Consider the following 20,536-nt stretch of genomic DNA (forward strand, 5'->3'; position numbering starts at 1 on the left):
ATGTTTGGGGGAACCATGAAGCAAACCGTAGCCACACTGATCGCCAAAACGCTGGATCAAGCCGGCGTAAAACGCATTTGGGGCGTAACCGGCGATTCGCTCAACGGCCTCAGCGACAGCCTGCACCGCATGGGCACCATCGAATGGCTGGGCACCCGCCATGAAGAGGTGGCCGCCTTCGCCGCCGGTGCCGAAGCCCAGCTCACCGGCCAGTTGGCGGTGTGCGCCGGTTCCTGCGGCCCCGGCAACCTGCATCTGATCAACGGCCTGTTCGACTGTCACCGCAACCATGTGCCGGTGCTGGCGATCGCCGCACACATTCCTTCCAGCGAAATCGGCAGCGGCTACTTCCAGGAAACCCATCCGCAGGAGCTGTTCCGCGAATGCAGCCACTATTGCGAACTGGTCTCCAACCCGGAACAGCTGCCGCGCGTACTGGAGATCGCCATGCGCAAGGCGATCCTCAATCGCGGCGTCTCGGTGGTCGTCTTACCGGGCGACGTGGCGCTGCGCATGGCGCCGGAAGACGCGACCCTGACCTGGCATACCCCGGCGCTGCCGCTGGTGCAGCCGCCGATGAGCGAGTTGAACAAGCTGGCGGAAACGCTGAACAAGGCGAAGAACATCACCCTGATGTGCGGCAGCGGCTGCGCCGGCGCGCACGATGAAGTGGTCAAGCTGGCCGAGCTGCTGCAGGCGCCGGTGGTGCACGCGCTGCGTGGTAAAGAGCATATCGAATGGGACAACCCCTACAGCGTCGGCATGACCGGGCTGATCGGTTTCTCTTCCGGCTACCACGCGATGATGAACGCCGACACGCTGGTGCTGCTCGGCACCCAGTTCCCCTATCGCGCGTTCTACCCCACCAACGCCAACATCATTCAGATCGACATCAACCCCGGCAGCATCGGCGCGCACTGCCCGGTCAATATGGCGCTGGTGGGCGATATCCACACCACCCTCACCGCCCTGCTGCCGCAGCTGGAGCCCAAGCGCGACCGGGCATTCCTCGACAAGGCGCTGGAGCACTACCGCAATGCGCGCAAGGAGCTCGACGGGCTGGCGACCGCCAACGACGACCAGCCGATCCACCCACAATATCTGGCGCAGCAGCTCAGCCAGTACGCCAGCGACGACGCCATCTTCACCTGCGACGTCGGCACGCCGACGGTGTGGGCCGCCCGTTACGTGAAAATGAACGGCAAGCGTCGCCTGCTCGGCTCGTTCAACCACGGTTCGATGGCCAACGCCATGCCACAGGCGATCGGTGCCCAGGCCACCGCGCCGGATAAACAGGTGATCGCCATGTGCGGCGACGGCGGCTTCACCATGCTGATGGGTGATTTCCTGTCGCTGGCGCAGCTCAAATTGCCGGTGAAAATCGTGGTGTTCAACAACAGCGTGCTGGGGTTCGTGGCGATGGAGATGAAGGCCGGCGGCTACCTGACCGACGGCACCGATCTGCATAATCCGGACTTCGCGGCGATCGCCAACGCCGCCGGCATCAAGGGCATCCGCGTGGAAAAAGCGTCGGATCTGGACGGCGCGCTGCAGGAGATGTTGGCGCATCCCGGCCCGGCGCTGCTGGACGTGGTCACCGCCAAGCAAGAGCTGGCGATGCCGCCGCAGATCAAGTTCGAACAGGCGAAAGGCTTCAGCCTGTACATGCTGCGCGCCATCATCAACGGCCGCGGCGACGAAGTGGTCGAGCTGGCGAAAACCAACTGGCTCCGCTAAGCCAGCTGCCCCGGTGAAATAAAGGGTATATGATGCCATGTACCCTTTTCCTCTCCCTTATATTCCAGGAACCCTATGCTTATCGATCTACGCAGCGACACCGTCACCCGCCCCAGCGCCGCCATGCGCCAGGCGATGGCTCAGGCAGAGGTCGGCGACGACGTCTACGGCGATGACCCGACGGTCAACGCGCTGGAGGCCGAGGCGGTGCGCCTATCGGGCAAAGAGGCGGCGCTGTTTTTGCCCAGCGGCACCCAGGCCAACCTGGTGGCGCTGCTGAGCCACTGCCAGCGCGGCGACGAGTATCTGGTCGGCCAACAGGCGCACAACTATAAATACGAGGCCGGCGGCGCAGCGGTGCTGGGCAGCATTCAGCCACAGCCGATCGAGGCTGACGCGGACGGCACGCTGCCGCTGGACAAGCTCGCCGCCGCCATCAAACCCGACGATATCCACTTCGCCCGCACTCGGCTACTGAGCCTGGAAAACACCATCAGCGGCAGAGTCTTGCCGCAGACCTACCTGCAGCAGGCGTGGCAATTTACCCGCGAGCGGCAGTTGGCGCTGCATATCGACGGCGCGCGCATCTTCAACGCCGCCGTGGCGCTGAACCTGCCGCTAAAAGAGATCGTGCAATACTGCGACACCTTCACCATTTGCTTGTCGAAAGGACTGGGTGCGCCGGTCGGATCGCTGCTGTGCGGCAGCGAGGCTTTCATCCAACGCGCGCTGCGCTGGCGCAAGATGACCGGCGGCGGGCTGCGCCAGGCCGGCATCCTGGCGGCGGCCGGTCTTTACGCTTTGGAGCATAACGTCGCGCGGCTGCGCGAAGACCATGACAACGCGGTCTGGCTGGAGCAACAGCTGCGGCAGATCGGCGTAGAGATCGCCGAACCCGGCGCGCAGACCAACGTGCTGTACCTGCGCCAAACGCCGGCGCTGGCGGCCAAACTCGGTCCGTGGATGCGCGAACGCGGCGTGCTGATCAGCAGCGGCCCGCTGACACGCATTCTGACCCACCTCGACGTCAGCCGTCAGGATCTGCAGCGGGTGGTCGAACTGTGGCGGGAGTTTCTTCAGCAGCACGCCTGATTTCCCTCCCCGGTGCGCCGGGGAGCCTCTTATCGCCCGCCGATGGCGTCGACAAAGCGGCGGGTGATCTGTTGCGGGCGGGTAATGGCGCCCCCTACCACCACCGCATGCGCCCCCAGCGACAGGCAGCGCGCGGCCATCGCCGGCGTTTCGACATTGCCTTCGGCGATGACCGGCACCGATACCGCCGCCAGCACCGCACGCAGAAAGCCGAAATCGTTATCCGCCAGTCGGGCGCCCCGGCTTTCGGCGGTATAGCCGTACAGCGTGGTGCCCACGCAGTCGAAGCCCAATCTGGCGGCCCCTTGCGCCTCCTCCAGAGTGGCGATGTCCGCCATCAACAACAGCCGGGGATACCTGGCGCGGATCGCGGCGACCAACGCCGCCAGCTGCAACTCCCCCGGCCGCGGGTGGCCGGTGGCGTCCAGCGCGATCATCTGCGGCGCCGCCGCCATCAACTCATCGATTTCACGCAGGGTCGGCGTGATATACACGTCGCTGCCCGCATAATCGCGCTTTATGATGCCGATGACCGGCAGCGCCACCGTGCGCATGATAGCGTTGACGTCTTCGACGCCGTTGGCGCGGATCGCCGCCGCGCCGCCTTGCTCGGCCGCCAGCGCCATGCGCGACATGATAAAATCGCTGTGCAGCGGCTCGTCGTCCAGCGCCTGGCAAGACACCACCAGGCGCCCCTCAATCTGCTGCAAAATGGAAAGCGTCATAAATCCAACAACTCCTCGACTTCGTTTTTAATGATGGTGACGTGCGGGCCGTAGATCACCTGAACACCGTTGCCGCGAACGATAAGCGCCCGTGCGCCGCTGGCCTTCAGCCCGCTTTCGTCCAGCAACCGGCTCTGCTTCACCGTCACGCGCAACCGCGTGGCGCAACAATCCAGTTCGACGATATTCTCTTTGCCGCCCAGCGCCGCCAGCACCTGCTGCGAGCGTTCGGTGCCCGTCATCACCGCTTCCGGCGCAGTTTCCGCCTCGCGCCCCGGCGTTTTAAAGTTGAAGCGCAGGATCAGGAAACGGAACGTGAAGTAGTACAGGAAGAACCAAGGCACACCGACCAGCGGGACGTACATCCAGTGGGTTTTCGCTTCACCCTGCAGCACGCCGAACAGCATGAAATCGATAAAGCCGCCGGAGAACGTCTGGCCGATGGTGATATGCAGGATGTGAGCGATCATGAACGCCAGGCCGTCGAACAGCGCGTGCACCACGTACAGCGCCGGCGCGACAAACAGAAACGAGAATTCGATAGGTTCGGTGATGCCGGTCAGAAACGAGGTCAGCGCCGCCGACAGCAACAGTCCGCCGACGCGTTTGCGGTTCTCGGGACGCGCACTCTGGTACATCGCCAGGCAGGCGCCGACCAGGCCGAACATCATGGTGATAAAACGGCCGGACATGAAACGCGCCGTGCCAATGTAGAACTGCTGAGTATTCGGGTCGGCCAACTGGGCGAAGAAAATGCGTTGTGTGCCTTCCACCAGCTGTCCGTTGATCACTTCGCTGCCGCCAAGCGCGGTGGTCCAAAACGGTAGATAGAAGATGTGATGCAGGCCGAACGGCCCGAGCATGCGCAATACGAAGCCGTAGATAAAGGTCCCGAGATAGCCGCTGGCGTCTACCAGACCGCCCATGCCGAAGATCAACTGTTGGAAATGCGGCCACACCACCGTCATCAGGGCACCGACCGCCATCGCCGCCAGCGAGCTGACGATCGGCACAAAGCGCGAGCCGCCAAAAAAACCCAGGAACGGTGGCAGCGCCATCTTGTTATAGCGGCCGTGCAGATACCAGGTCACCAAACCGATGACCACTCCGCCGAACACCCCGGTCTCCAACGTCTGGATCCCGAGAATCGTTCCCTGCCCCACCGCGCCCGCGTTCTGCGTGGCCAGCGTACCGTTGATTTTCAACAGCGCATTGATGGTGGCGTTCATTACCAGATAGGCGATCAGCGAAGCCAGCCCCGCCGTGCCCTTGTCGCTTTTGGCCAGCCCCACCGCCACGCCGACCGCGAACAAGACCGCCAGGTTGGCGAACACGATAGCACCGGCACTGGCCATCACGGTAAATATACTTTGCAACCAGCCGACATCGAGGAAGGGATACGCCTCGACGGTATTGGGATTGGACAGCGCACCGCCGATCCCCAACAGCAGGCCGGCCGCCGGCAGCACGGCGATCGGCAGCATGAACGACTTGCCGAACAGCTGGGCTTTTTCGAACCAACCGCCGGAGCGCGGCAATTCTGGTGTTGACATAAATTTTCCCCCGACATCATTTTTATGATGAAAATTTTTACCACATTAAAATTAATTTAATGAAAATTTTATTCATAACGATGATCGGCTTCACAATCCGTCGATTTCACTGGCGAGCCGCGGCGTCTTTCCGCCACAATAGAAACGGGAATACTCAGAAAGGTAACGTGATGAATACAGGCAACTTGTTATTGCGGCTGCGGCAGGATTTGGCGGGGTACAGCCCCACGCTGCAAAAGCTCGGCAACTATCTTCTTGCGGAGCCTTCCCGCGCCGTTTACCTGACCATCACCGAACTGGCGCGTGAAAGCGCCACCAGCGAAGCCAGCGTCACACGGCTGTGCCGCCATCTCGGCTGCAAAGGCTATACCGAATTTAAAATGGCGCTGGCCCTCAGCTTGCAACAAAGCCAGCCGGAAGCGGCGACGCGCCAAAGCGCGGCGGAAAATTTGGTGGAAGAGAGCGTACAGGCGCTGCGGGATACCGGCGCGCTGTTGGATCCGCAGGCGCTGCAACAGGCGGCGGATAGCCTGCAACGTTGTGCTTCGGTGCAGATTTACGGCGTCGCCGCCAGCGCCATCATCGGCGACTTCCTGCACTACAAGCTGTTGCGCCTCGGCAAACCGGCGCAGCTGTTCAGCGACATGCACCGGGCGGCGATGAATGCAGCCTCGCTGAGTGAGCGGGATCTGCTGATCGTCATCTCCAGCTCCGGCTCAACCAAGGACGTGCTGCATGCGGTGACGTTGGCCAAAGGGCGCGGCGCACGCGTGATCGCCGTCAGCAATACCCAACGCAGCCCGCTGGCCAAGATGGCGGATACGCTGCTGGTGGCGGCTAAACCGGAAGGGCCGCTGACCGCTGGCGCCCTGCCGGCCAAGGTCGGCGCCATGCTGCTGGTGGAGTTGATGATCGCCGAACTGACTCAGCGCGATCCCGCCTACGCTCAGGCGATGCAGGCCACCGCCAGCGCGACTCTGCCGCTGCTGCTGTAGTCAGAAGATCCAGCGGCCGTAAACCCAGTACCACAGCCCCAGCACCGCCGCCAGATTGAGCGCCACGCTGAGGATGAACCAGGTTTTAAACGGCTGCTTCTGGGTTTTGTGGCGAAACAGCTGCTGTGCCGCCAGTGCGCCCAACCAGCCGCCCAGCGCGCCGAACAGCAACAGCGTCGCCTCCGGCACCCGTCGCCACCCTTTGCGCGCCGCCAGCTTATCGCCGCCGTAGATCAGAAACGTCAGCAGGTTGGCCAGCACCAACCACATCCACACCGGATGCGGCGAGAACAAACTGGCGATCAGCGCCAGACCCAGCAGGGCGTAACAAATCACATTGAGCTTCATGGCATCCGGTTTTTCGTGCGATAAGGGGCGCGTAGTGTGAACCTGCGCCAGGATGGATGCAACCGACTTATACCCATACAAAATGTGCATTTAAACCCTGAATTTGGCATCCTGTCGTTCTGCCAATCCTCTTACCGCACAAGGCGGCCCGATGACACCCCAACGCGTACTGGTTCTTGGAGCCAGCGGCTATATAGGCCAGAACCTGATCCCGCACCTGATCGAACAGGGGCACCAGATTACCGCCGCCGCGCGGCGCATCGAGTGGCTGCAGGAGCAGAACTGGCCGCAGGTCAACTGCCTGTATGTCGATCTGTACCGCCCGGAAACTCTGAGCGCGGCGCTGTGGGAAATCGATACGCTTTACTATCTGGTGCACGCGATGGGCGACGGCGACGACTTTATCGAGAAGGAACGCCAGGCGGCGGAAAACCTGCGCGACGCGCTACGCAATGCCTGCGTCAAACAGGTGATCTTTCTCGGCGCGCTGCAGCCGAACGACGACAGTTCGCCGCACCTGGCGGCCCGCCGCCTGACCGGCGAGATCCTGCGCCAGAGCGGTGTGCCGGTGACCGAGCTGCGCGCCGGCATCATCGTCGGCCCCGGTTCGGCGGCGTTCGAAGTGATGCGCGACATGGTCTATAACCTGCCGGTGCTGACGCCGCCGCGCTGGGTGCGCTCGAAGTCCTCGCCGGTGGCGCTGGAGAACCTGCTGGTTTACCTGGCCGATCTGCTGGCGCACCCGGCGGAGGAACACCGCATCTTCGACGTCGCCGGGCCTGAATACCTCAGCTATCAGGATATGTTCAAACGCTTTATCGCCATCAGCGGCAAGCGGCGCTGGCTGATCCCGATCCCCTTGCCGACGCGACTGATTTCAGTGTGGTTCATCAGCCTGATCACCTCGGTGCCGACGCCGATCGCGCGCGCGCTGATCCAGGGCCTGAAGCACGATCTGCCCGCCGACGGCAAACCGTTGCAGGCCCTGATCCCGCAACGTCTGCACACCTTCGATCAGGCGGTCACCGCCACGCTGCAGCGCGAACTGGAGGTGGTCGATTCCGCCGACTGGGGCTACGATCCGGCGGCGCGGGCCCGCTGGCGCCCCGGCTACGGCTATTACCCGAAACAGGCGGGGTGTTCGCTCGACACCGCCGCTTCCAGCCAGGCGCTGTGGCAAACGGTGCAGCAGTTGGGGGGCGAGGAAGGCTATTTCTACGCCAATATCCTGTGGCGGATCCGCGCCCGCATGGACGACATGATCGGCAACGGCGTGGTCTATGGCCGCCCGGCGCGCGCGACCCTGGCGCTGGGTGACGAGATTGACGGTTGGAAAGTCATCACGCTGAAACCGCTGCGGCAACTGGCGCTGTTGTTCGGCATGAAGGCGCCGGGGCTGGGGCGGCTGAGCTTCACCATTACCGATCGCGGCGATCGCCGCACGCTGGACGTGCGCGCCTGGTGGCATCCGGCCGGCTTCAGCGGGCTGCTGTATTGGTTCGCCATGATGCCCGCACACCTGTTCATTTTTCGCGGCATGGCGAAGCGCATCGCGACGTTGGCCGAGAACCTGGACCGCCAACAGCGCTGAATGCCGTTCATTTGTCGATCAACCGCACAGTTTGCCGCTGTGCTTCGGGGCTTTCCGATTGCATAGCGCACGAAATCACGGAAGAATGGCATCTTATTTGCTGGGAGCGCCGCAAGCGCCCGCCGGTATTCCGATTTTGGGTGAGAATAGAGTCCGTTATGAAGGTATTGGTCACCGGTGCAACCAGTGGGTTAGGCCGTAACGCCGTTGAATATCTGCGCCGCCAGGGCATCAAAGTGCGCGCCACTGGCCGCAACCAGGCGATGGGCGGCCTGCTGGAAAAAATGGGCGCGGAGTTCATTCATGCCGATCTCACCAACCTGATCTCTTCGCAGGCCAAAGCGATGCTGGCGGACGTCGATGTGCTGTGGCACTGCTCCAGCTTTACCTCGCCCTGGGGCACCGAAGAAGCCTTCGAACTGGCCAACGTCCGCGCTACCCGCCGCCTCGGCGAATGGGCGGCGGCCTATGGCGTGGCGCAGTTCATTCACATCTCTTCCCCGGCGATCTATTTCGACTACCACCATCACCGCAACGTAACCGAAGACTTTCGCCCGCAGCGTTACGCCAACGAGTTCGCGCGCAGCAAGGCCGCCGGCGAGCAGGTGATCCAGCAATTGGCGCTGTCCAATCCGCAGACCCATTTCACCATTTTGCGCCCGCAGGGCCTGTTCGGGCCGCACGACAAGGTGATGCTGCCGCGGTTGCTGCAGATGATCAAACGCTACGGCAACCTGCTGCTGCCGCGCGGCGGCGCGGCGATGGTGGACATGACCTATCTGGAGAACGCGGTGCACGCCATGTGGCTGGCGACGCTAAAAGAAGATACGCCGTCCGGCCGCGCCTACAACATCACCAACCAGCAGCCGCGTCCGCTTCGCACCGTGGTGCAGCAGTTGATCGACGATTTGGGCATGAAGTGCCACATCCGCTCCGTCCCCTACCCGATGCTAGACATGATGGCGCGCGGCATGGAGCGCCTGGGCAACAAAAGCGAAAAGGAGCCGGTGCTGACCCACTACGGCGTCGCCAAACTCAACTTCGACCTCACGCTCGATACCACCCGCGCGCAGCAAGAGCTGGGCTATCAGCCGATCGTCTCGCTGGAAGAAGGCATCGCGCGCACCGCCCGCTGGCTGAAAGATCACGGCAAACTGCACGGCCTGTAATCAACGCGCCGCGCCGTACTTCACCAGCAGCGCATCGATAATCGCCTCACTCTCTGCATCCGGCTTACCGCGAACATCGTCGGGCCGGAAATGCATCTGAAATGCCGCCAGCACATTGCGCTGCTGCCGCGCATCCCACGACGGGTCGATCGCGTAGCCGTAACGCGCCAGCTTTTCGAGCAGCGGCGCCATCGGTACCGGCGCATGGCGATCGCGCCCCGCCAGCAACCGCTGCACGTCCCGTTCATCCGGCCAGGCGCCGATGCCGGCCTGCGCCAGCTGCCGCCAGGGGAACAGCGGGCCGGGATCCTGTTTGCGCTGCGGCGCGATGTCGCTGTGCCCCACCACGTCCTGCGGCTGAATGCCATAGCGTTGGATGATGTCGCGGCTCAGCGGGATCAGCACGGCGATCTGCTCCGCCGTATAAGGCTGCCAATGGGTGAACAGCATGCTGCGGGTGAACCCCTTGTTGACGATTTCGATGCCGATCGAGGTGTCGTTGAGGTTGCTGCGGCCGCGCCAGACGCTGGCGCCGGCATGCCAGGCACGCATCGCTTCCGGCACCAGCCGGTACACCGTCGGTTTGCCGTGTTCGCGCTGCGGGTGCGCCGGCAACAGGTAGTGTGCGCTGACGTGTTCATCGGTCAGCGTTTTCAGCGATGAATGAAAGTCTTCCGCCGTATAGTGCATCACCAGAAACCGAATGCGCCGATCGGCGCCCTGCGCCTGATGCAAGGTTTCGAGCTGGTAAGCGCCACGATCGACGAGCGTGTCCTGCTGCGGATTTTGGCATCCCGCCAACAGCGCGGCGGTGATGATCCCTGGCCAAATTTTCACTTATCCTCCTGATTGACGTCCGTGAGATGTAACGCGACGCGATTGACCTGTATCCAATCATCACGTTCGTCGAGAAATGATGACAGACAACGCCGATGTGCAAGCGAGTGTTGCTCCCGACTGGCGGCCTTTCCCGCCCATGATAGTCTCAAAGTATCATCTGCGCCGAAAGAGCGGAGTCGAACATGTTGACGCCACGCTATCTGTCCTGGTTGCTCTGTGCCGCCATGCTGCCGCTCAGCGGCTGCGATCGGCAAAAAGTCGCTGACGCGATGGGGGCAAGCGCACCGTCCCCGGCCGCGCCCATCGCGAGTGCCAGTACGCCGGCCTATACGCCGCTGACTGCCGACCAGCTGTACCAGTTGGTCAGCCCGGTGGCGCTGTTCCCCGACAAGCTGCTGGCGCAGGTGTTGGCCGGCGCGGGTTATCCTGACCAAATCAACGCCGCGGATGCCTGGCTGGCGCAAAACCGCGGGTTGCAACCGGCGGCGCTCAGCTCGGCGGCCGACGCTCAGCCCTGGGATCCCAGCGTGCGCGGCCTGGTGCAATTCCCCGACGTGCTCGATCAAATGGCGAAAAACATCCCCTGGACCACCGCCCTGGGCAGCGCCTACCTGAACGATCCCACCGACGTGATGAACGCCATTCAGGTGATGCGTCAACGGGCGGCCAGCCAAGGCACGCTGAAAAACACCCCGCAGCAGCGCATCGTCGTGGCCCCCACCACCCGTTACGTTGAGCAGCAGCCCGATCGCCAGCGCGTGGTAGCGGCGCCGGGCGAAACCATCGTCATCGAACCCAGCCAGCCGGATACGGTTTACGTCCCACATTACGATCCCTGGGTGGCCTACGGCACGCCGATCCCAGCCTATCCGAGCTATCGGTATCAACCTTCGGGCTACAGCGGCGGCGACATGTTGGCGGCCGGCGTGATCAGCTTCGGTGTCGGCATTGCGGTCGCCTCATTGTTCAATCAGCACAACAGCGGCTGGCACAACTGGGATATGCGCTGGGACGATCGACGCCAACCGGTGGTCTACCGCGATGCGCCCTACGTATCGCATTCCACCACCGTGGTGAATCGCGTCACCAACATCAATCAATATAACAACGTGAACAATGTGAATCGCAGCACCCATACAGTGAATAACTACAACAATACGACCGCCGCACCGACGCCGCATTTCAACCCGCCGACGCCTAACGCGCAGCCGCGCGTCGCGCCTGCGGCCCATGCGCCGATGACCCTGCCAACCTTTGCACACACCCAGCCGGTAGCGGCCGCGCCGCACGTGCAACAGTCGGTCAACGCGCCCCATGTGCAACAACCGAGGAGCATGCCGACGTTCACGCATACCGCGCCGGCAGCGCCCCACGCGCAGCAGCCGATGGCCGTGCATGCTGCGTCGGTACGGACGCCTCCGATGCAGACCGCCGCGCCAGTGCATCCATCCGCCGTGCGGCCACAGGTTCAGGTCGCGCCGCACGCTGCGCCGCCGATAGTTCGTGAACCGGCAGCGCCACAGCATCCGACGATAGAACGCCCGTTGGCAGTGCCGCAAGCGCGCATCATGCCGCATCCTGCCCCGGCGCCGCAGATCCATCAGCCGCCCGTTCAGCCGATGCCGCATCGCCAAGCGCCGGCGCCGGTGAAACCGCAGGAACACCGCCCGATCGTCGATCAGCACAAGGTGGGATGAACCTACAGGATGTCGCCCCGGCGGAACGGCCGGGGCGCGGAGAATGGCGTTAGCGGCTGACTTTCACCGCGGTGCCGCTGACGGTCACCATCAGCATGCTGCCGTCTTTACCTACGGTTTCATAATCGATATCAATGCCGACCACCGCGTTGGCGCCCAGCTCTTTTGCCTGATCTTCCAGCTCTTCGAACGCAATCAAGCGCGCCTTGCGCAGCTCTTTCTCATAAGCGCCCGAGCGGCCACCGACGATATCGCGCACGCCGGCGAAGAAATCACGAAAAATGTTGGCGCCGAGGATCGCTTCGCCGGTGACGACGCCGCAGTATTCGGTGATGGTGAACCCTTCCAGGGTCGGGGTAGTTGAAAGCTGCATCAGAACTCCTTGTTTGATTAATTCAACGTATCTATGACCAGAAGATTGGCGTTATGTTCGCTTAATCAATGGCACGCAGTACGAATGCAAGGCCAAAAAACGCATTTATACTGTAAGCTATCGGTCTTCATGGTAGAGACTTTCACATAAGGTAATAAGATGAAAACAAAAACGATTGCGGCTGTTTTACCCTTAGCGCTGTTGCTGAGTGCCTGTACCACGGTGGAACCGGCATACAAGGATATCGGCACTCGCAGCGGCAGCTGTGTGGAAGGCGGCCCGGATACGGTCGCGCAAAAGTTCTATGACCTGCACATCCAGCAGGGCGCCGGCCTGCCGGACAGTAACCGCCTGGCGCAGCTGCAGCCCTATCTGAGCAAAGTGCTGTATCAGGATCTGGTCAGCGCCGGCCAGAACCCGGGCAAGCACCGGATAACCGGCGATCTGTTCTCCGGCAATGCGCAAGGGCCAAGCAGCGCCTCCGTCGCCAGCGCCTCGACCATTCCTAACACCGATGCGAAAAACATTCCGCTGCGCGTCGACTTAAGCTATCAAAAAGACGCCAACAGCACCGTGAACTGGCAGGACGAAGTGCTGATGGTGCGCGAAGGTACCTGCTGGGTGGTTGATGATATTCGCTACCTGAATGTTCCAGCACACGCCACCAACGGCAGCGTGCGCCAGGTGCTGGAAAACCAGTAACCCGCGATACCCTGGCCGACGCGGGCTTGCCGCGTCGGTCATCCCCGCCGTCAGTCAACAGCTCAAATTTCGTCCAATAGAAAAAATTTCGCTACCGATATCACAGCCTGCGCCACAAATCCCCTCCCTCGGCCTGAGTCGCGGTATCTTGTGCTAATCTTTTACTGTCCCGCCGCACACTCATAAATTTTAACGCACAAAGATTGCATAAGTATTCTGTGGAAGTTAACATTTGCGGCATCAATGTCTATTCAATTCTGGCGCATGAGTATTCAACTTAACGGTATCAATTGCTATTACGGCGCTCACCAGGCGCTGTTTGACATCACGCTGGATTGTCCAGCCGGGGAAACCCTGGTGCTGCTTGGCCCAAGCGGCGCCGGGAAAAGTTCATTGCTGCGGGTGCTGAACCTGCTGGAAATGCCGCGTTCGGGCCAACTGCAGATCGCCGGCAACCAATTCGACTTCAAGCAGGCGCCGGGCGAGAAAGCCATCCGCGAACTGCGCCAAAACGTCGGCATGGTCTTCCAGCAATACAACCTGTGGCCTCACCTCACCGTGGTTCAGAACCTGATCGAGGCGCCTTGCCGCGTGCTGGGTCTGACCAAGGCTCAGGCGATGGAGCGCGCCGACAAGCTGCTCAAGCGTCTGCGCCTGACCGACTTCGCCGATCGCTTCCCGCTGCACCTTTCCGGCGGCCAGCAGCAGCGCGTGGCGATCGCCCGCGCCCTGATGATGGAACCGCAGGTGCTGCTGTTCGATGAACCGACTGCGGCGCTGGATCCGGAAATCACCGCTCAGATCGTCAGCATCATTCGCGAACTGGCCGGCACCGGCATCACTCAGGTGATTGTCACCCACGAAGTGGAAGTGGCGCGCAAAACCGCCAGCCGCGTGGTGTACATGGAAAACGGCCACGTGGTGGAGCAAGGCGACAGCAGCCACTTTACGCAGCCGCGGACCACCGAGTTTGCCAACTACTTATCACACTAACAATTAACTTGCTGTAATTTGGGGATTTTGCGATGAAAAAACTAATAATCGCCGCCGTTCTGGCCGGCATCAGCGTTTCCGCCTCCGCAGCCGAAACCATCCGTTTCGCTACCGAAGCCTCCTATCCTCCATTTGAATTTATTGACGCCAGCAACAAGATTCAGGGTTTTGATGTCGATCTGGCCAACGCACTGTGCAAAGAGATGCAGGCCGAGTGCACCTTCACCAACCAGGCGTTCGACAGCCTGATCCCTAGCCTGAAGTTCAAGCGTTTCGATGCGGTCATGGCCGGCATGGACATTACGCCGGAACGTGAAAAGCAGGTGCTGTTCACTAAGCCGTACTACGATAACTCGGCGCTGTTCATCGCGCAGAAAGGCAAAATCGCCGACGTGGCGGCGCTGAAAGGCAAGAAGGTGGGCGTGCAAAACGGCACCACCCACCAGAAATACCTGACCGACAAGCACCCGGAAATCACCACCGTGCCTTACGACAGCTACCAGAACGCCATTTTGGATCTGAAGAATGGCCGCGTTGATGCGGTGTTCGGCGATACCGCGGTGGTCAACGAGTGGCTGAAGCAGAATGACGCGCTGGCGGCAGTGGGCGACAAAGTGACGGATAAAGACTACTTCGGCACCGGCCTCGGCATCGCGGTGCGCCAGAAGAATACCGATCTGCAGGGCAAGTTCAATGCCGCTCTGGACAAGATTAAGCAGGATGGGACCTATGAAACCATCTACAAAAAATGGTTCCAGCAGTAATACGCCCCGATGAATGAATTACAACCTTTAGCAAGCGCCGCCGGCATGACCGTCGGCCTTGCCGTTTGCGCCCTGATCCTCGGGCTGATTCTGGCGATGCTGTTCGCCGTATGGGAATCGTCCCGCTGGAAAGCGGTCAGCTGGCTCGGCACCGCCTGGGTGACCGTGCTGCGCGGCCTGCCGGAAATCCTGGTGGTGCTGTTTATCTATTTCGGCTCGTCGCAGCTGCTGCTGATGCTCTCCGACGGCTTTACCCTCAACCTCGGTCTGTTCCAGTTGCCGATTCAGTTGGCGATAGACAATTTCGAAGTCAGTCCGTTCCTGTGCGGGGTGATCGCTCTGGCCCTGCTCTATTCCGCCTACGCTTCGCAGACGCTGCGCGGCGCGCTCAAAGCGGTGCCGCAGGGGCAGTGGGAATCCGGCCAGGCGCTGGGACTGGGCAAGGCGGCGATCTTCTTTCGCCTGATCATGCCACAGATGTGGCGCCACGCCCTGCCCGGCCTCGGCAACCAGTGGCTGGTGTTGCTGAAAGACACCGCGCTGGTGTCGCTGATCAGCGTGAACGATCTGATGCTGCAAACCAAGAGCATCGCCACCCGCACCCAGGAGCCTTTTACCTGGTATGTGATCGCGGCGGCCATCTACCTGCTGGTGACGCTGTTCAGCCAATACGTCATCAAACGCATTGAGCTGCGCGCCACGCGCTTTGAGCGGGGGCCGGTCTGATGATTGAGTATTTACCGGAAATCCTCAAAGGGCTGCACACCAGCCTAACCCTGACCGTCGCCGCGCTGATCGTCGCGCTGCTGCTGTCGCTGCTGCTGACGGTGATCCTGACGCTGAAAACGCCGATCCTGACGCCGCTGGTCAAGATCTACGTGACGCTGTTCACCGGCACGCCGCTGCTGGTGCAGATCTTCCTGATCTACTATGGCCCCGGCCAGTTCCCGGCGATCCGCGACTACCCGTGGCTGTGGAACCTGCTGTCGCAGCCCTGGCTGTGCGCGATGATTGCGCTGGCGCTGAACAGCGCGGCCTACACCACGCAGCTGTTCTACGGTGCGGTGCGCGCCATTCCCGCCGGGCAGTGGCAGTCGTGCGAAGCGCTGGGCATGTCGCGCCGGCAAACGCTGCGCATCCTGTTGCCGTTCGCCTTCAAACGCGCGCTATCGTCTTATTCCAACGAAGTGGTGCTGGTGTTCAAAAGCACCTCGCTGGCCTACACCATCACGCTGATGGAAGTGATGGGCTACAGCCAGCTGATGTATGGCCGCACCTACGACGTCATGGTGTTCGGCGCCGCGGGCCTGGTGTACCTGTGCGTCAACGGCCTGCTGACGCTGCTGATGCGGCTGGTGGAGCGCCGCGCGCTGGCGTTTGAGCGCCGCAACTGAGACCGCCTCTCCCCATGAGCCCCGCCATCGTGCGGGGCTTTTTTTATCTCTGCGGCAATATTTAATCATTTATATTGCATTTTAATTCACTCAGTGGCAGGGTTATCAGCAGGCGCACACGCAAAAAACTCTGGCGATTACCAGTAAAAACAAACGATAGCGAATAATCACTTTCAGGATCCAGACAGGAGCTCTACGCATGAAAAAACTGCTGCTTGCCGCGACGATGTTGGCCGGGATGACCTTTAACGCCACCGCGGCCGAGACCATCCGCTTCGCCGCCTCCGCCACCTACCCGCCGTTCGAATCGCTGGACGCCAACAACCAGATCGTCGGCTTCGATATCGATCTGGCCAACGCGCTGTGCAAACAGATGCAGGCGCAGTGCACCTTCACCAACCAGGCGTTCGACAGCCTGATCGCCGCGCTGAAATTCAAGAAATACGATGCGGTGATTTCCGGTATGGACATCACGCCGGAACGCAGCAAACAGGTCGCTTTCACCCAGCCTTACTACGCCAACTCGGCGATCGTGATCGCGCAAAAAGGCAAGTTCAGCTCGCTGGCGGATCTGAAAGGCAAAAAGCTCGGCATGGAAAACGGCACCACCCACCAGAAATACATGCAGGACAAGCACCCGGAGATTAACACCGTCTCTTACGACAGCTACCAGAACGCCATTCTGGAGCTGAAAAACGGCCGTATCGACGGCGTGTTCGGCGACACCGCCGTGGTGAACGAGTGGCTGAAAACCAACCCGCAGCTGGCGCCGGTCGGCGAGCACATCACCGATGCACAATACTTCGGCACCGGCCTCGGCATCGCGGTGCGCCCCGACAACCAGGCGCTGCTGGCCAAGCTGAACGCCGCGCTGGACGCCATCAAGGCCGACGGCACCTACAAGGCCATCAACGACAAATGGTTCCCGCAATAAGCAATAAGGCCCGGATAACCGGGCCTTATGTTTTATAAACGCCGCACCAGCAGCGTCAACACTTCGTAGTGCGCGGTATGCGGGAACATGTCGAACAGCTGCACCCGTTCGATGCGGTACCCCGGCAACGTCTCGATATCTTTCGCCATGCTCTCGGCGTTGCAGCTGGAATAGAGAATATAGTCCGGCGCCATCCGGCTCAGGTAGTCGCACAGCGCCTGGCCAATGCCGCGCCGCGGCGGGTTAACCAGCACCAGCTGTGGCACCTGGCCTTCGGCGGTGGCGAAGCGGGTGGAGTCGAGCGCCTGAAAATCTACGTGCAACAACCCTAACCGCTGCGCCGACTGGCGCGCGCAGGCGATCGCTTCCGCGCTGATTTCGATGCCGGTCAGCTGCGTTTGCGGCTGCGCGCAGTGCAGGCCGAAACCGCCGACGCCGCAGAACAGATCCCACATGCTGTCGATACCCAGCGCGCGCACCCAGTCGCGGGCGGTGGCATACAGCTCGGCGGCCACCTGCGGGTTGGTTTGGAAGAAGCTTTGCGGGCGGATGAACAACGGCACCTGATTGAACTGTTCCTCGAGCGCCTGCTGTTCGGTCAGCGCGATCTCGCGCTCCCCTTCCATGATCGCCATGTGCACCGGCTGAATATTGGCGGAGATCACCTTGAGCTGCGGCAGCTGCTGCTGCAGCCACGGCAGCGCAGCGCGCAGCTGCGCCAGCTTGGTTTCCGAGCGCAGCACGAAACGCAGCATCACGCCGCCGTCGAGCGTGCTTTCGGTCAGCAGCAGGTATTTCAACTCGCCGCGTTTGCGCGCCACGTTATACGGCGTCAGGCCGGCGCGGGCGATGAAGCTTTTCAGCACCGCAAACATCGGCGCAAAGCCGGCGGGATACAGCGGGCAGTCGCTCAGATCGACCGGCGTGCCGTCGCGGTGCAGCATGCCGAGCAGCGGGCGCTCCACGCTGCCGCTGACCACCATCTTGGCTTTATTGCGAAATGCGCTCAGCTCCCCCGCCATCGGCTGCAGCCACTGCGCGACGTCGCACCCGGCCAGCAGCGAGTGCAGGTGATGCTGTTTGTCAGCCAGTTGCTGCGGATAGGGCTTTTCCAGCCACTGACAGGAACGGCAGGTACCCGCCGTATACAAAGCGCAATGCATGAAGATTACCGTGAAGTTCAGGATGACGAATTAAGGGCGCAGAGTTTACCACTCCGCACGCCTAAAATCTCACTTGCGCACGGTGAAGAAGCGGCGGCTGGCGGCAGGAACGAACAGCAACGCCAGGATCACCGCGTCGGGGATCTTTTGCAGGATCAGAACGTGCAGGATTTGGCCGCTGGTTTCCCCCTCCACGGTGAACACCTCGGGGAAGACGCTGCCAATGGTGGCCAACAGCAGGTAAAGCACCACGATGCACTGGCAGACCACATAGCCCCAGCGTCCCCAGTTGCGGCCGCGCATCACCGCAAAGCCACAGCTGATTTGCAGGCACAGCAGCATCAGGCCGGCCAGAAAGATAAAGGTAGAATCCCACGCCTGCGCGCTGGTGTTAACGAACTCCTGTGCGCCGTCGACGCCCAGTTCGCCCAACAACAACACCACGCTGATACACTTGATCGCCACCATGGCGGTGCCCGCCACCATCACCGGCACCGGCGCATCCGAAGTCGATCTCATTCCCTGCCCGCTTTTCAGCATGTCTGACATATCCGTGTTCCGCTACGACGCGCCACCAATACAGATGGCGCATGTAAAGTCAGGTAGTTAGTTGCAATACTTATTGATTGCAAAAATAGCAGGTTTGTTACGATTCAGCTACGGGCCGCCCGCTGCAATTCACGCGATCGCTGTTTTTCCGAGCGCGCCATAAACCACCAGGCGATCAGGCCGAGAATGCCCACCACCAGCAGGATCAGGCTGGCCAGCGCGTTAATTTCCGGATTCACCCCCATACGCACGCTGGAGAACACCAGCATCGGCAGCGTAGTGGCGCCCGGGCCGGAGACGAAGCTGGCAATCACCAGATCATCCAGCGACAGGGTAAACGCCAGCATCCAGCCAGAGATCAGCGCCGGCGCAATCATCGGCAAGGTGATGACGAAGAACACCTTCAGCGGCGGCGCCCCCAGATCCATTGCCGCCTCTTCAATCGAGCGATCCACCTCGCGCAAACGCGAGCTGATCACCACCGCCACATAAGCGGTACAGAAGGTGACATGCGCCAGCCAGATGGTGAACATGCCGCGCTCCGACGGCCAGCCGAAAGCGTGCCCCATCGCCACGAACAGCAGCAGCAGCGACAGGCCGGTGATCACGTCCGGCATCACCAGCGGCGCAGTCAGCATAAACGCAAAGCCGGTCGAACCGCGAAAGCGGCCGAACCGCACCATCACCACGGCGGCGATGGCGCCCAGCACCACCGCGGCGGTGGCGGAGGCGGCGGCGATGGTCAGGCTGAGCCCCACCGCGCTGATCATCGCCGAGTCGTGAAACAGTTCGGTATACCAGCGCGTGGACCAGCCGGCCCACACCGTCACCAGCTTGGAACTATTAAAGGAGTAGATCACCAACATCAGCATCGGCGCATACAGGAAGGTAAAGCCGACCGTCAGGATGGCGATGCGCCACGGTGAACGCACTACCGGCAAGTTGTTCATTCCTGCCCCCCCATTTCCTTGTTCTGGTGTTTGTGAAACCACAAAATTGGCACGATCAGCAACAGCAGCATGATGGTGGCGACCGCCGAAGCCACCGGCCAGTCGCGGTTATTGAAGAACTCCTGCCACAGCACGCGGCCGATCATGATGCTGTCTGGCCCACCGAGCAGCTCCGGGATCACGAACTCCCCTACCGCCGGAATGAATACCAGCATCGAACCGGCGATGATGCCGCCGCGCGTCAGCGGCACGATTACGCTGAAGAAGGTTTTCAGCGGCCGGGCGCCCAGATCCAGCGACGCCTCCACCAGCGAGTAATCCAGCCGGATCAGCGCCGTGTAGATCGGCAGCACCATAAACGGCAGGTAGGAATAAACGATGCCGATATACACCGCCAGGTTGGTGTGCAGGATCACCAACGGTTGGTCGATCACCCCCAGCCACATCAGAAAGTTATTCAGAATGCCGTTGTTTTTCAGGATCCCCATCCAGGCATAGACGCGGATCAGGAACGAGGTCCAGGAAGGCAGGATCACCAGCAGCAGCAGAATGTTGCGGGTCGACGCCTTGCTGTGGGCCACCGCCCAGGCCAGCGGATAACCGATGATCAGGCAGCACAGCGTCGAGACCGCCGCCACGCGCAGCGACTGCAGATAGGCGTCGATATACAGCGGATCGTCGGTCAGTTGCAGGTAGTTGGCGAAGTTGAGCGCGATGTTCAGCTTGCCGTCCACCCAGCTCATCAACTCGGTGTAAGGCGGCACCGCCAACGCCAGCTCCGCCAGGCTGATCTTGAACACGATCAGGAACGGCAGCATGAACAGCAGCGTCAGCCATAAATACGGCAATGCGATCACCAGCTTGCGGCCGTGAGCCATCAGCAGGCGGTGGAACAGCGCCTTGAGGGTGCCGGGCGTTTTGGCCGGCGGCTCCGGCGTGCGTTCAGAAAGCAGGGTCATATGGGTTA

Annotated in this window: 21 protein-coding genes; 12 read left to right on the forward strand and 9 right to left on the reverse strand. The window is 61.5% G+C overall.

Annotated features, from left to right (window positions below):
• Nucleotides 1–15: 15 nt before the first annotated feature.
• Together poxB and ltaE are read left to right on the forward strand one after the other, a co-directional pair.
• The gene (poxB, locus tag RE418_RS22455) at nt 16–1,737 is read left to right on the forward strand and encodes a ubiquinone-dependent pyruvate dehydrogenase (RefSeq protein ID WP_049295331.1); all 1,722 of its coding nucleotides are present in this window, start codon (nt 16–18) and stop codon (nt 1,735–1,737) included.
• Nucleotides 1,738–1,812: 75 nt separating this feature from the next.
• Nucleotides 1,813–2,829, forward strand: a complete 1,017-nt coding sequence (ltaE, locus tag RE418_RS22460) for a low-specificity L-threonine aldolase (protein WP_049205974.1) — start codon at nt 1,813–1,815, stop codon at nt 2,827–2,829.
• Between the two features lie 29 nt (nt 2,830–2,858).
• Here ltaE and RE418_RS22465 read toward each other — a convergent pair whose 3' ends face one another.
• Together RE418_RS22465 and RE418_RS22470 are read right to left on the reverse strand one after the other, a co-directional pair.
• A complete protein-coding gene (locus RE418_RS22465) occupies nt 2,859–3,554 on the reverse strand; it encodes an N-acetylmannosamine-6-phosphate 2-epimerase (RefSeq protein ID WP_049205972.1) in 696 nt (231 codons plus the stop codon).
• The gene (locus tag RE418_RS22470) at nt 3,551–5,107 is read right to left on the reverse strand and encodes a PTS transporter subunit EIIC (protein ID WP_049205971.1); all 1,557 of its coding nucleotides are present in this window, start codon (nt 5,105–5,107) and stop codon (nt 3,551–3,553) included. Before RE418_RS22470 ends, RE418_RS22465 begins: the two co-directional genes overlap by 4 nt.
• A 167-nt stretch (nt 5,108–5,274) precedes the next feature.
• Here RE418_RS22470 and RE418_RS22475 point away from each other — a divergent pair, with 167 nt between their 5' ends.
• Nucleotides 5,275–6,102: a MurR/RpiR family transcriptional regulator gene (locus RE418_RS22475; RefSeq protein ID WP_025302249.1), complete on the forward strand. Its 828-nt coding sequence runs from the start codon at nt 5,275–5,277 to the stop codon at nt 6,100–6,102.
• Here RE418_RS22475 and RE418_RS22480 read toward each other — a convergent pair whose 3' ends face one another.
• Nucleotides 6,103–6,450 carry a DUF1294 domain-containing protein gene (locus RE418_RS22480; protein WP_049208096.1) on the reverse strand — a complete coding sequence of 116 codons (348 nt, stop codon included), beginning with the start codon at nt 6,448–6,450 and terminating at the stop codon, nt 6,103–6,105.
• A gap of 151 nt (nt 6,451–6,601) precedes the next feature.
• On the opposite strand from RE418_RS22480, the gene RE418_RS22485 reads away from it, so the two are divergent.
• Both RE418_RS22485 and RE418_RS22490 read left to right on the forward strand, forming a co-directional pair.
• On the forward strand, nt 6,602–8,041 hold the full coding sequence (locus tag RE418_RS22485; RefSeq protein WP_025302247.1) for a DUF2867 domain-containing protein: 1,440 nt from the start codon (nt 6,602–6,604) through the stop codon (nt 8,039–8,041).
• A 158-nt stretch (nt 8,042–8,199) separates the two neighbouring features.
• On the forward strand, nt 8,200–9,210 hold the full coding sequence (locus RE418_RS22490; RefSeq protein WP_060447487.1) for an NAD(P)-dependent oxidoreductase: 1,011 nt from the start codon (nt 8,200–8,202) through the stop codon (nt 9,208–9,210).
• Here RE418_RS22490 and RE418_RS22495 read toward each other — a convergent pair whose 3' ends face one another.
• Nucleotides 9,211–10,047, reverse strand: coding sequence for an N-acetylmuramoyl-L-alanine amidase (locus RE418_RS22495; protein WP_089180726.1), 837 nt, complete (start codon nt 10,045–10,047; stop codon nt 9,211–9,213). It lies immediately after the preceding gene.
• 185 nt (nt 10,048–10,232) lie between these two features.
• On the opposite strand from RE418_RS22495, the gene RE418_RS22500 reads away from it, so the two are divergent.
• Nucleotides 10,233–11,747 (forward strand): DUF3300 domain-containing protein, encoded by a 1,515-nt coding sequence (locus RE418_RS22500; protein ID WP_060447491.1) that lies wholly within the window; start codon nt 10,233–10,235, stop codon nt 11,745–11,747.
• Nucleotides 11,748–11,796: 49 nt separating this feature from the next.
• Here RE418_RS22500 and RE418_RS22505 read toward each other — a convergent pair whose 3' ends face one another.
• The gene (locus RE418_RS22505; protein WP_004928400.1) at nt 11,797–12,120 is read right to left on the reverse strand and encodes a heavy metal-binding domain-containing protein; all 324 of its coding nucleotides are present in this window, start codon (nt 12,118–12,120) and stop codon (nt 11,797–11,799) included.
• A gap of 159 nt (nt 12,121–12,279) precedes the next feature.
• Between RE418_RS22505 and RE418_RS22510 the strand changes: the two genes are divergently transcribed.
• From RE418_RS22510 to artJ (RE418_RS22535), 6 genes are all read left to right on the forward strand, one after another.
• Nucleotides 12,280–12,822 carry a lipoprotein gene (locus tag RE418_RS22510; RefSeq protein WP_043137760.1) on the forward strand — a complete coding sequence of 181 codons (543 nt, stop codon included), beginning with the start codon at nt 12,280–12,282 and terminating at the stop codon, nt 12,820–12,822.
• A gap of 264 nt (nt 12,823–13,086) precedes the next feature.
• On the forward strand, nt 13,087–13,815 hold the full coding sequence (artP, locus tag RE418_RS22515; protein WP_038884338.1) for an arginine ABC transporter ATP-binding protein ArtP: 729 nt from the start codon (nt 13,087–13,089) through the stop codon (nt 13,813–13,815).
• A gap of 32 nt (nt 13,816–13,847) precedes the next feature.
• The gene (gene artJ / locus RE418_RS22520) at nt 13,848–14,579 is read left to right on the forward strand and encodes an arginine ABC transporter substrate-binding protein (protein ID WP_060447493.1); all 732 of its coding nucleotides are present in this window, start codon (nt 13,848–13,850) and stop codon (nt 14,577–14,579) included.
• Nucleotides 14,580–14,588: 9 nt separating this feature from the next.
• Nucleotides 14,589–15,305 carry an arginine ABC transporter permease ArtQ gene (artQ, locus tag RE418_RS22525; RefSeq protein ID WP_025159684.1) on the forward strand — a complete coding sequence of 239 codons (717 nt, stop codon included), beginning with the start codon at nt 14,589–14,591 and terminating at the stop codon, nt 15,303–15,305.
• Nucleotides 15,305–15,973: an arginine ABC transporter permease ArtM gene (gene artM, locus RE418_RS22530; RefSeq protein ID WP_025302241.1), complete on the forward strand. Its 669-nt coding sequence runs from the start codon at nt 15,305–15,307 to the stop codon at nt 15,971–15,973. Before artQ ends, artM begins: the two co-directional genes overlap by 1 nt.
• A gap of 199 nt (nt 15,974–16,172) precedes the next feature.
• A complete protein-coding gene (gene artJ / locus RE418_RS22535; RefSeq protein ID WP_015377297.1) occupies nt 16,173–16,907 on the forward strand; it encodes an arginine ABC transporter substrate-binding protein in 735 nt (244 codons plus the stop codon).
• Nucleotides 16,908–16,939: 32 nt separating this feature from the next.
• On the opposite strand, the gene rlmC is transcribed toward artJ (RE418_RS22535), so the two are convergent.
• The 4 genes from rlmC to potH form a co-directional block, all read right to left on the reverse strand.
• Nucleotides 16,940–18,070 (reverse strand): 23S rRNA (uracil(747)-C(5))-methyltransferase RlmC, encoded by a 1,131-nt coding sequence (gene rlmC / locus RE418_RS22540; protein WP_089180725.1) that lies wholly within the window; start codon nt 18,068–18,070, stop codon nt 16,940–16,942.
• Nucleotides 18,071–18,139: 69 nt separating this feature from the next.
• Nucleotides 18,140–18,619 carry a YbjO family protein gene (locus RE418_RS22545; RefSeq protein ID WP_049205956.1) on the reverse strand — a complete coding sequence of 160 codons (480 nt, stop codon included), beginning with the start codon at nt 18,617–18,619 and terminating at the stop codon, nt 18,140–18,142.
• A gap of 104 nt (nt 18,620–18,723) precedes the next feature.
• A complete protein-coding gene (gene potI / locus RE418_RS22550) occupies nt 18,724–19,569 on the reverse strand; it encodes a putrescine ABC transporter permease PotI (protein ID WP_025302238.1) in 846 nt (281 codons plus the stop codon).
• A complete protein-coding gene (gene potH / locus RE418_RS22555) occupies nt 19,566–20,528 on the reverse strand; it encodes a putrescine ABC transporter permease PotH (protein ID WP_038629107.1) in 963 nt (320 codons plus the stop codon). Before potH ends, potI begins: the two co-directional genes overlap by 4 nt.
• Nucleotides 20,529–20,536: the final 8 nt, after the last annotated feature.

The organism is Serratia sp. szju (genome assembly GCF_044594185.1).
GTDB classification, from domain to species: Bacteria; Pseudomonadota; Gammaproteobacteria; order Enterobacterales; family Enterobacteriaceae; genus Serratia; species Serratia bockelmannii.

Bases quoted from the DNA above. Each gene is read 5' to 3' on its own strand.
- poxB (WP_049295331.1), top strand. From the start codon at position 16: ATGAAGCAAACCGTAGCCACACTGATCGCCAAAACGCTGGATCAAGCC.
- ltaE (WP_049205974.1), top strand. From the start codon at position 1,813: ATGCTTATCGATCTACGCAGCGACACCGTCACCCGCCCCAGCGCCGCC.
- RE418_RS22465 (WP_049205972.1), bottom strand. From the start codon at position 3,554: ATGACGCTTTCCATTTTGCAGCAGATTGAGGGGCGCCTGGTGGTGTCT.
- RE418_RS22470 (WP_049205971.1), bottom strand. From the start codon at position 5,107: ATGTCAACACCAGAATTGCCGCGCTCCGGCGGTTGGTTCGAAAAAGCC.
- RE418_RS22480 (WP_049208096.1), bottom strand. From the start codon at position 6,450: ATGAAGCTCAATGTGATTTGTTACGCCCTGCTGGGTCTGGCGCTGATC.
- RE418_RS22485 (WP_025302247.1), top strand. From the start codon at position 6,602: ATGACACCCCAACGCGTACTGGTTCTTGGAGCCAGCGGCTATATAGGC.
- RE418_RS22490 (WP_060447487.1), top strand. From the start codon at position 8,200: ATGAAGGTATTGGTCACCGGTGCAACCAGTGGGTTAGGCCGTAACGCC.
- RE418_RS22500 (WP_060447491.1), top strand. From the start codon at position 10,233: ATGTTGACGCCACGCTATCTGTCCTGGTTGCTCTGTGCCGCCATGCTG.
- RE418_RS22505 (WP_004928400.1), bottom strand. From the start codon at position 12,120: ATGCAGCTTTCAACTACCCCGACCCTGGAAGGGTTCACCATCACCGAA.
- RE418_RS22510 (WP_043137760.1), top strand. From the start codon at position 12,280: ATGAAAACAAAAACGATTGCGGCTGTTTTACCCTTAGCGCTGTTGCTG.
- artP (WP_038884338.1), top strand. From the start codon at position 13,087: ATGAGTATTCAACTTAACGGTATCAATTGCTATTACGGCGCTCACCAG.
- artJ (WP_060447493.1), top strand. From the start codon at position 13,848: ATGAAAAAACTAATAATCGCCGCCGTTCTGGCCGGCATCAGCGTTTCC.
- artQ (WP_025159684.1), top strand. From the start codon at position 14,589: ATGAATGAATTACAACCTTTAGCAAGCGCCGCCGGCATGACCGTCGGC.
- artM (WP_025302241.1), top strand. From the start codon at position 15,305: ATGATTGAGTATTTACCGGAAATCCTCAAAGGGCTGCACACCAGCCTA.
- artJ (WP_015377297.1), top strand. From the start codon at position 16,173: ATGAAAAAACTGCTGCTTGCCGCGACGATGTTGGCCGGGATGACCTTT.
- rlmC (WP_089180725.1), bottom strand. From the start codon at position 18,070: ATGCATTGCGCTTTGTATACGGCGGGTACCTGCCGTTCCTGTCAGTGG.
- RE418_RS22545 (WP_049205956.1), bottom strand. From the start codon at position 18,619: ATGTCAGACATGCTGAAAAGCGGGCAGGGAATGAGATCGACTTCGGAT.
- potI (WP_025302238.1), bottom strand. From the start codon at position 19,569: ATGAACAACTTGCCGGTAGTGCGTTCACCGTGGCGCATCGCCATCCTG.
- potH (WP_038629107.1), bottom strand. From the start codon at position 20,528: ATGACCCTGCTTTCTGAACGCACGCCGGAGCCGCCGGCCAAAACGCCC.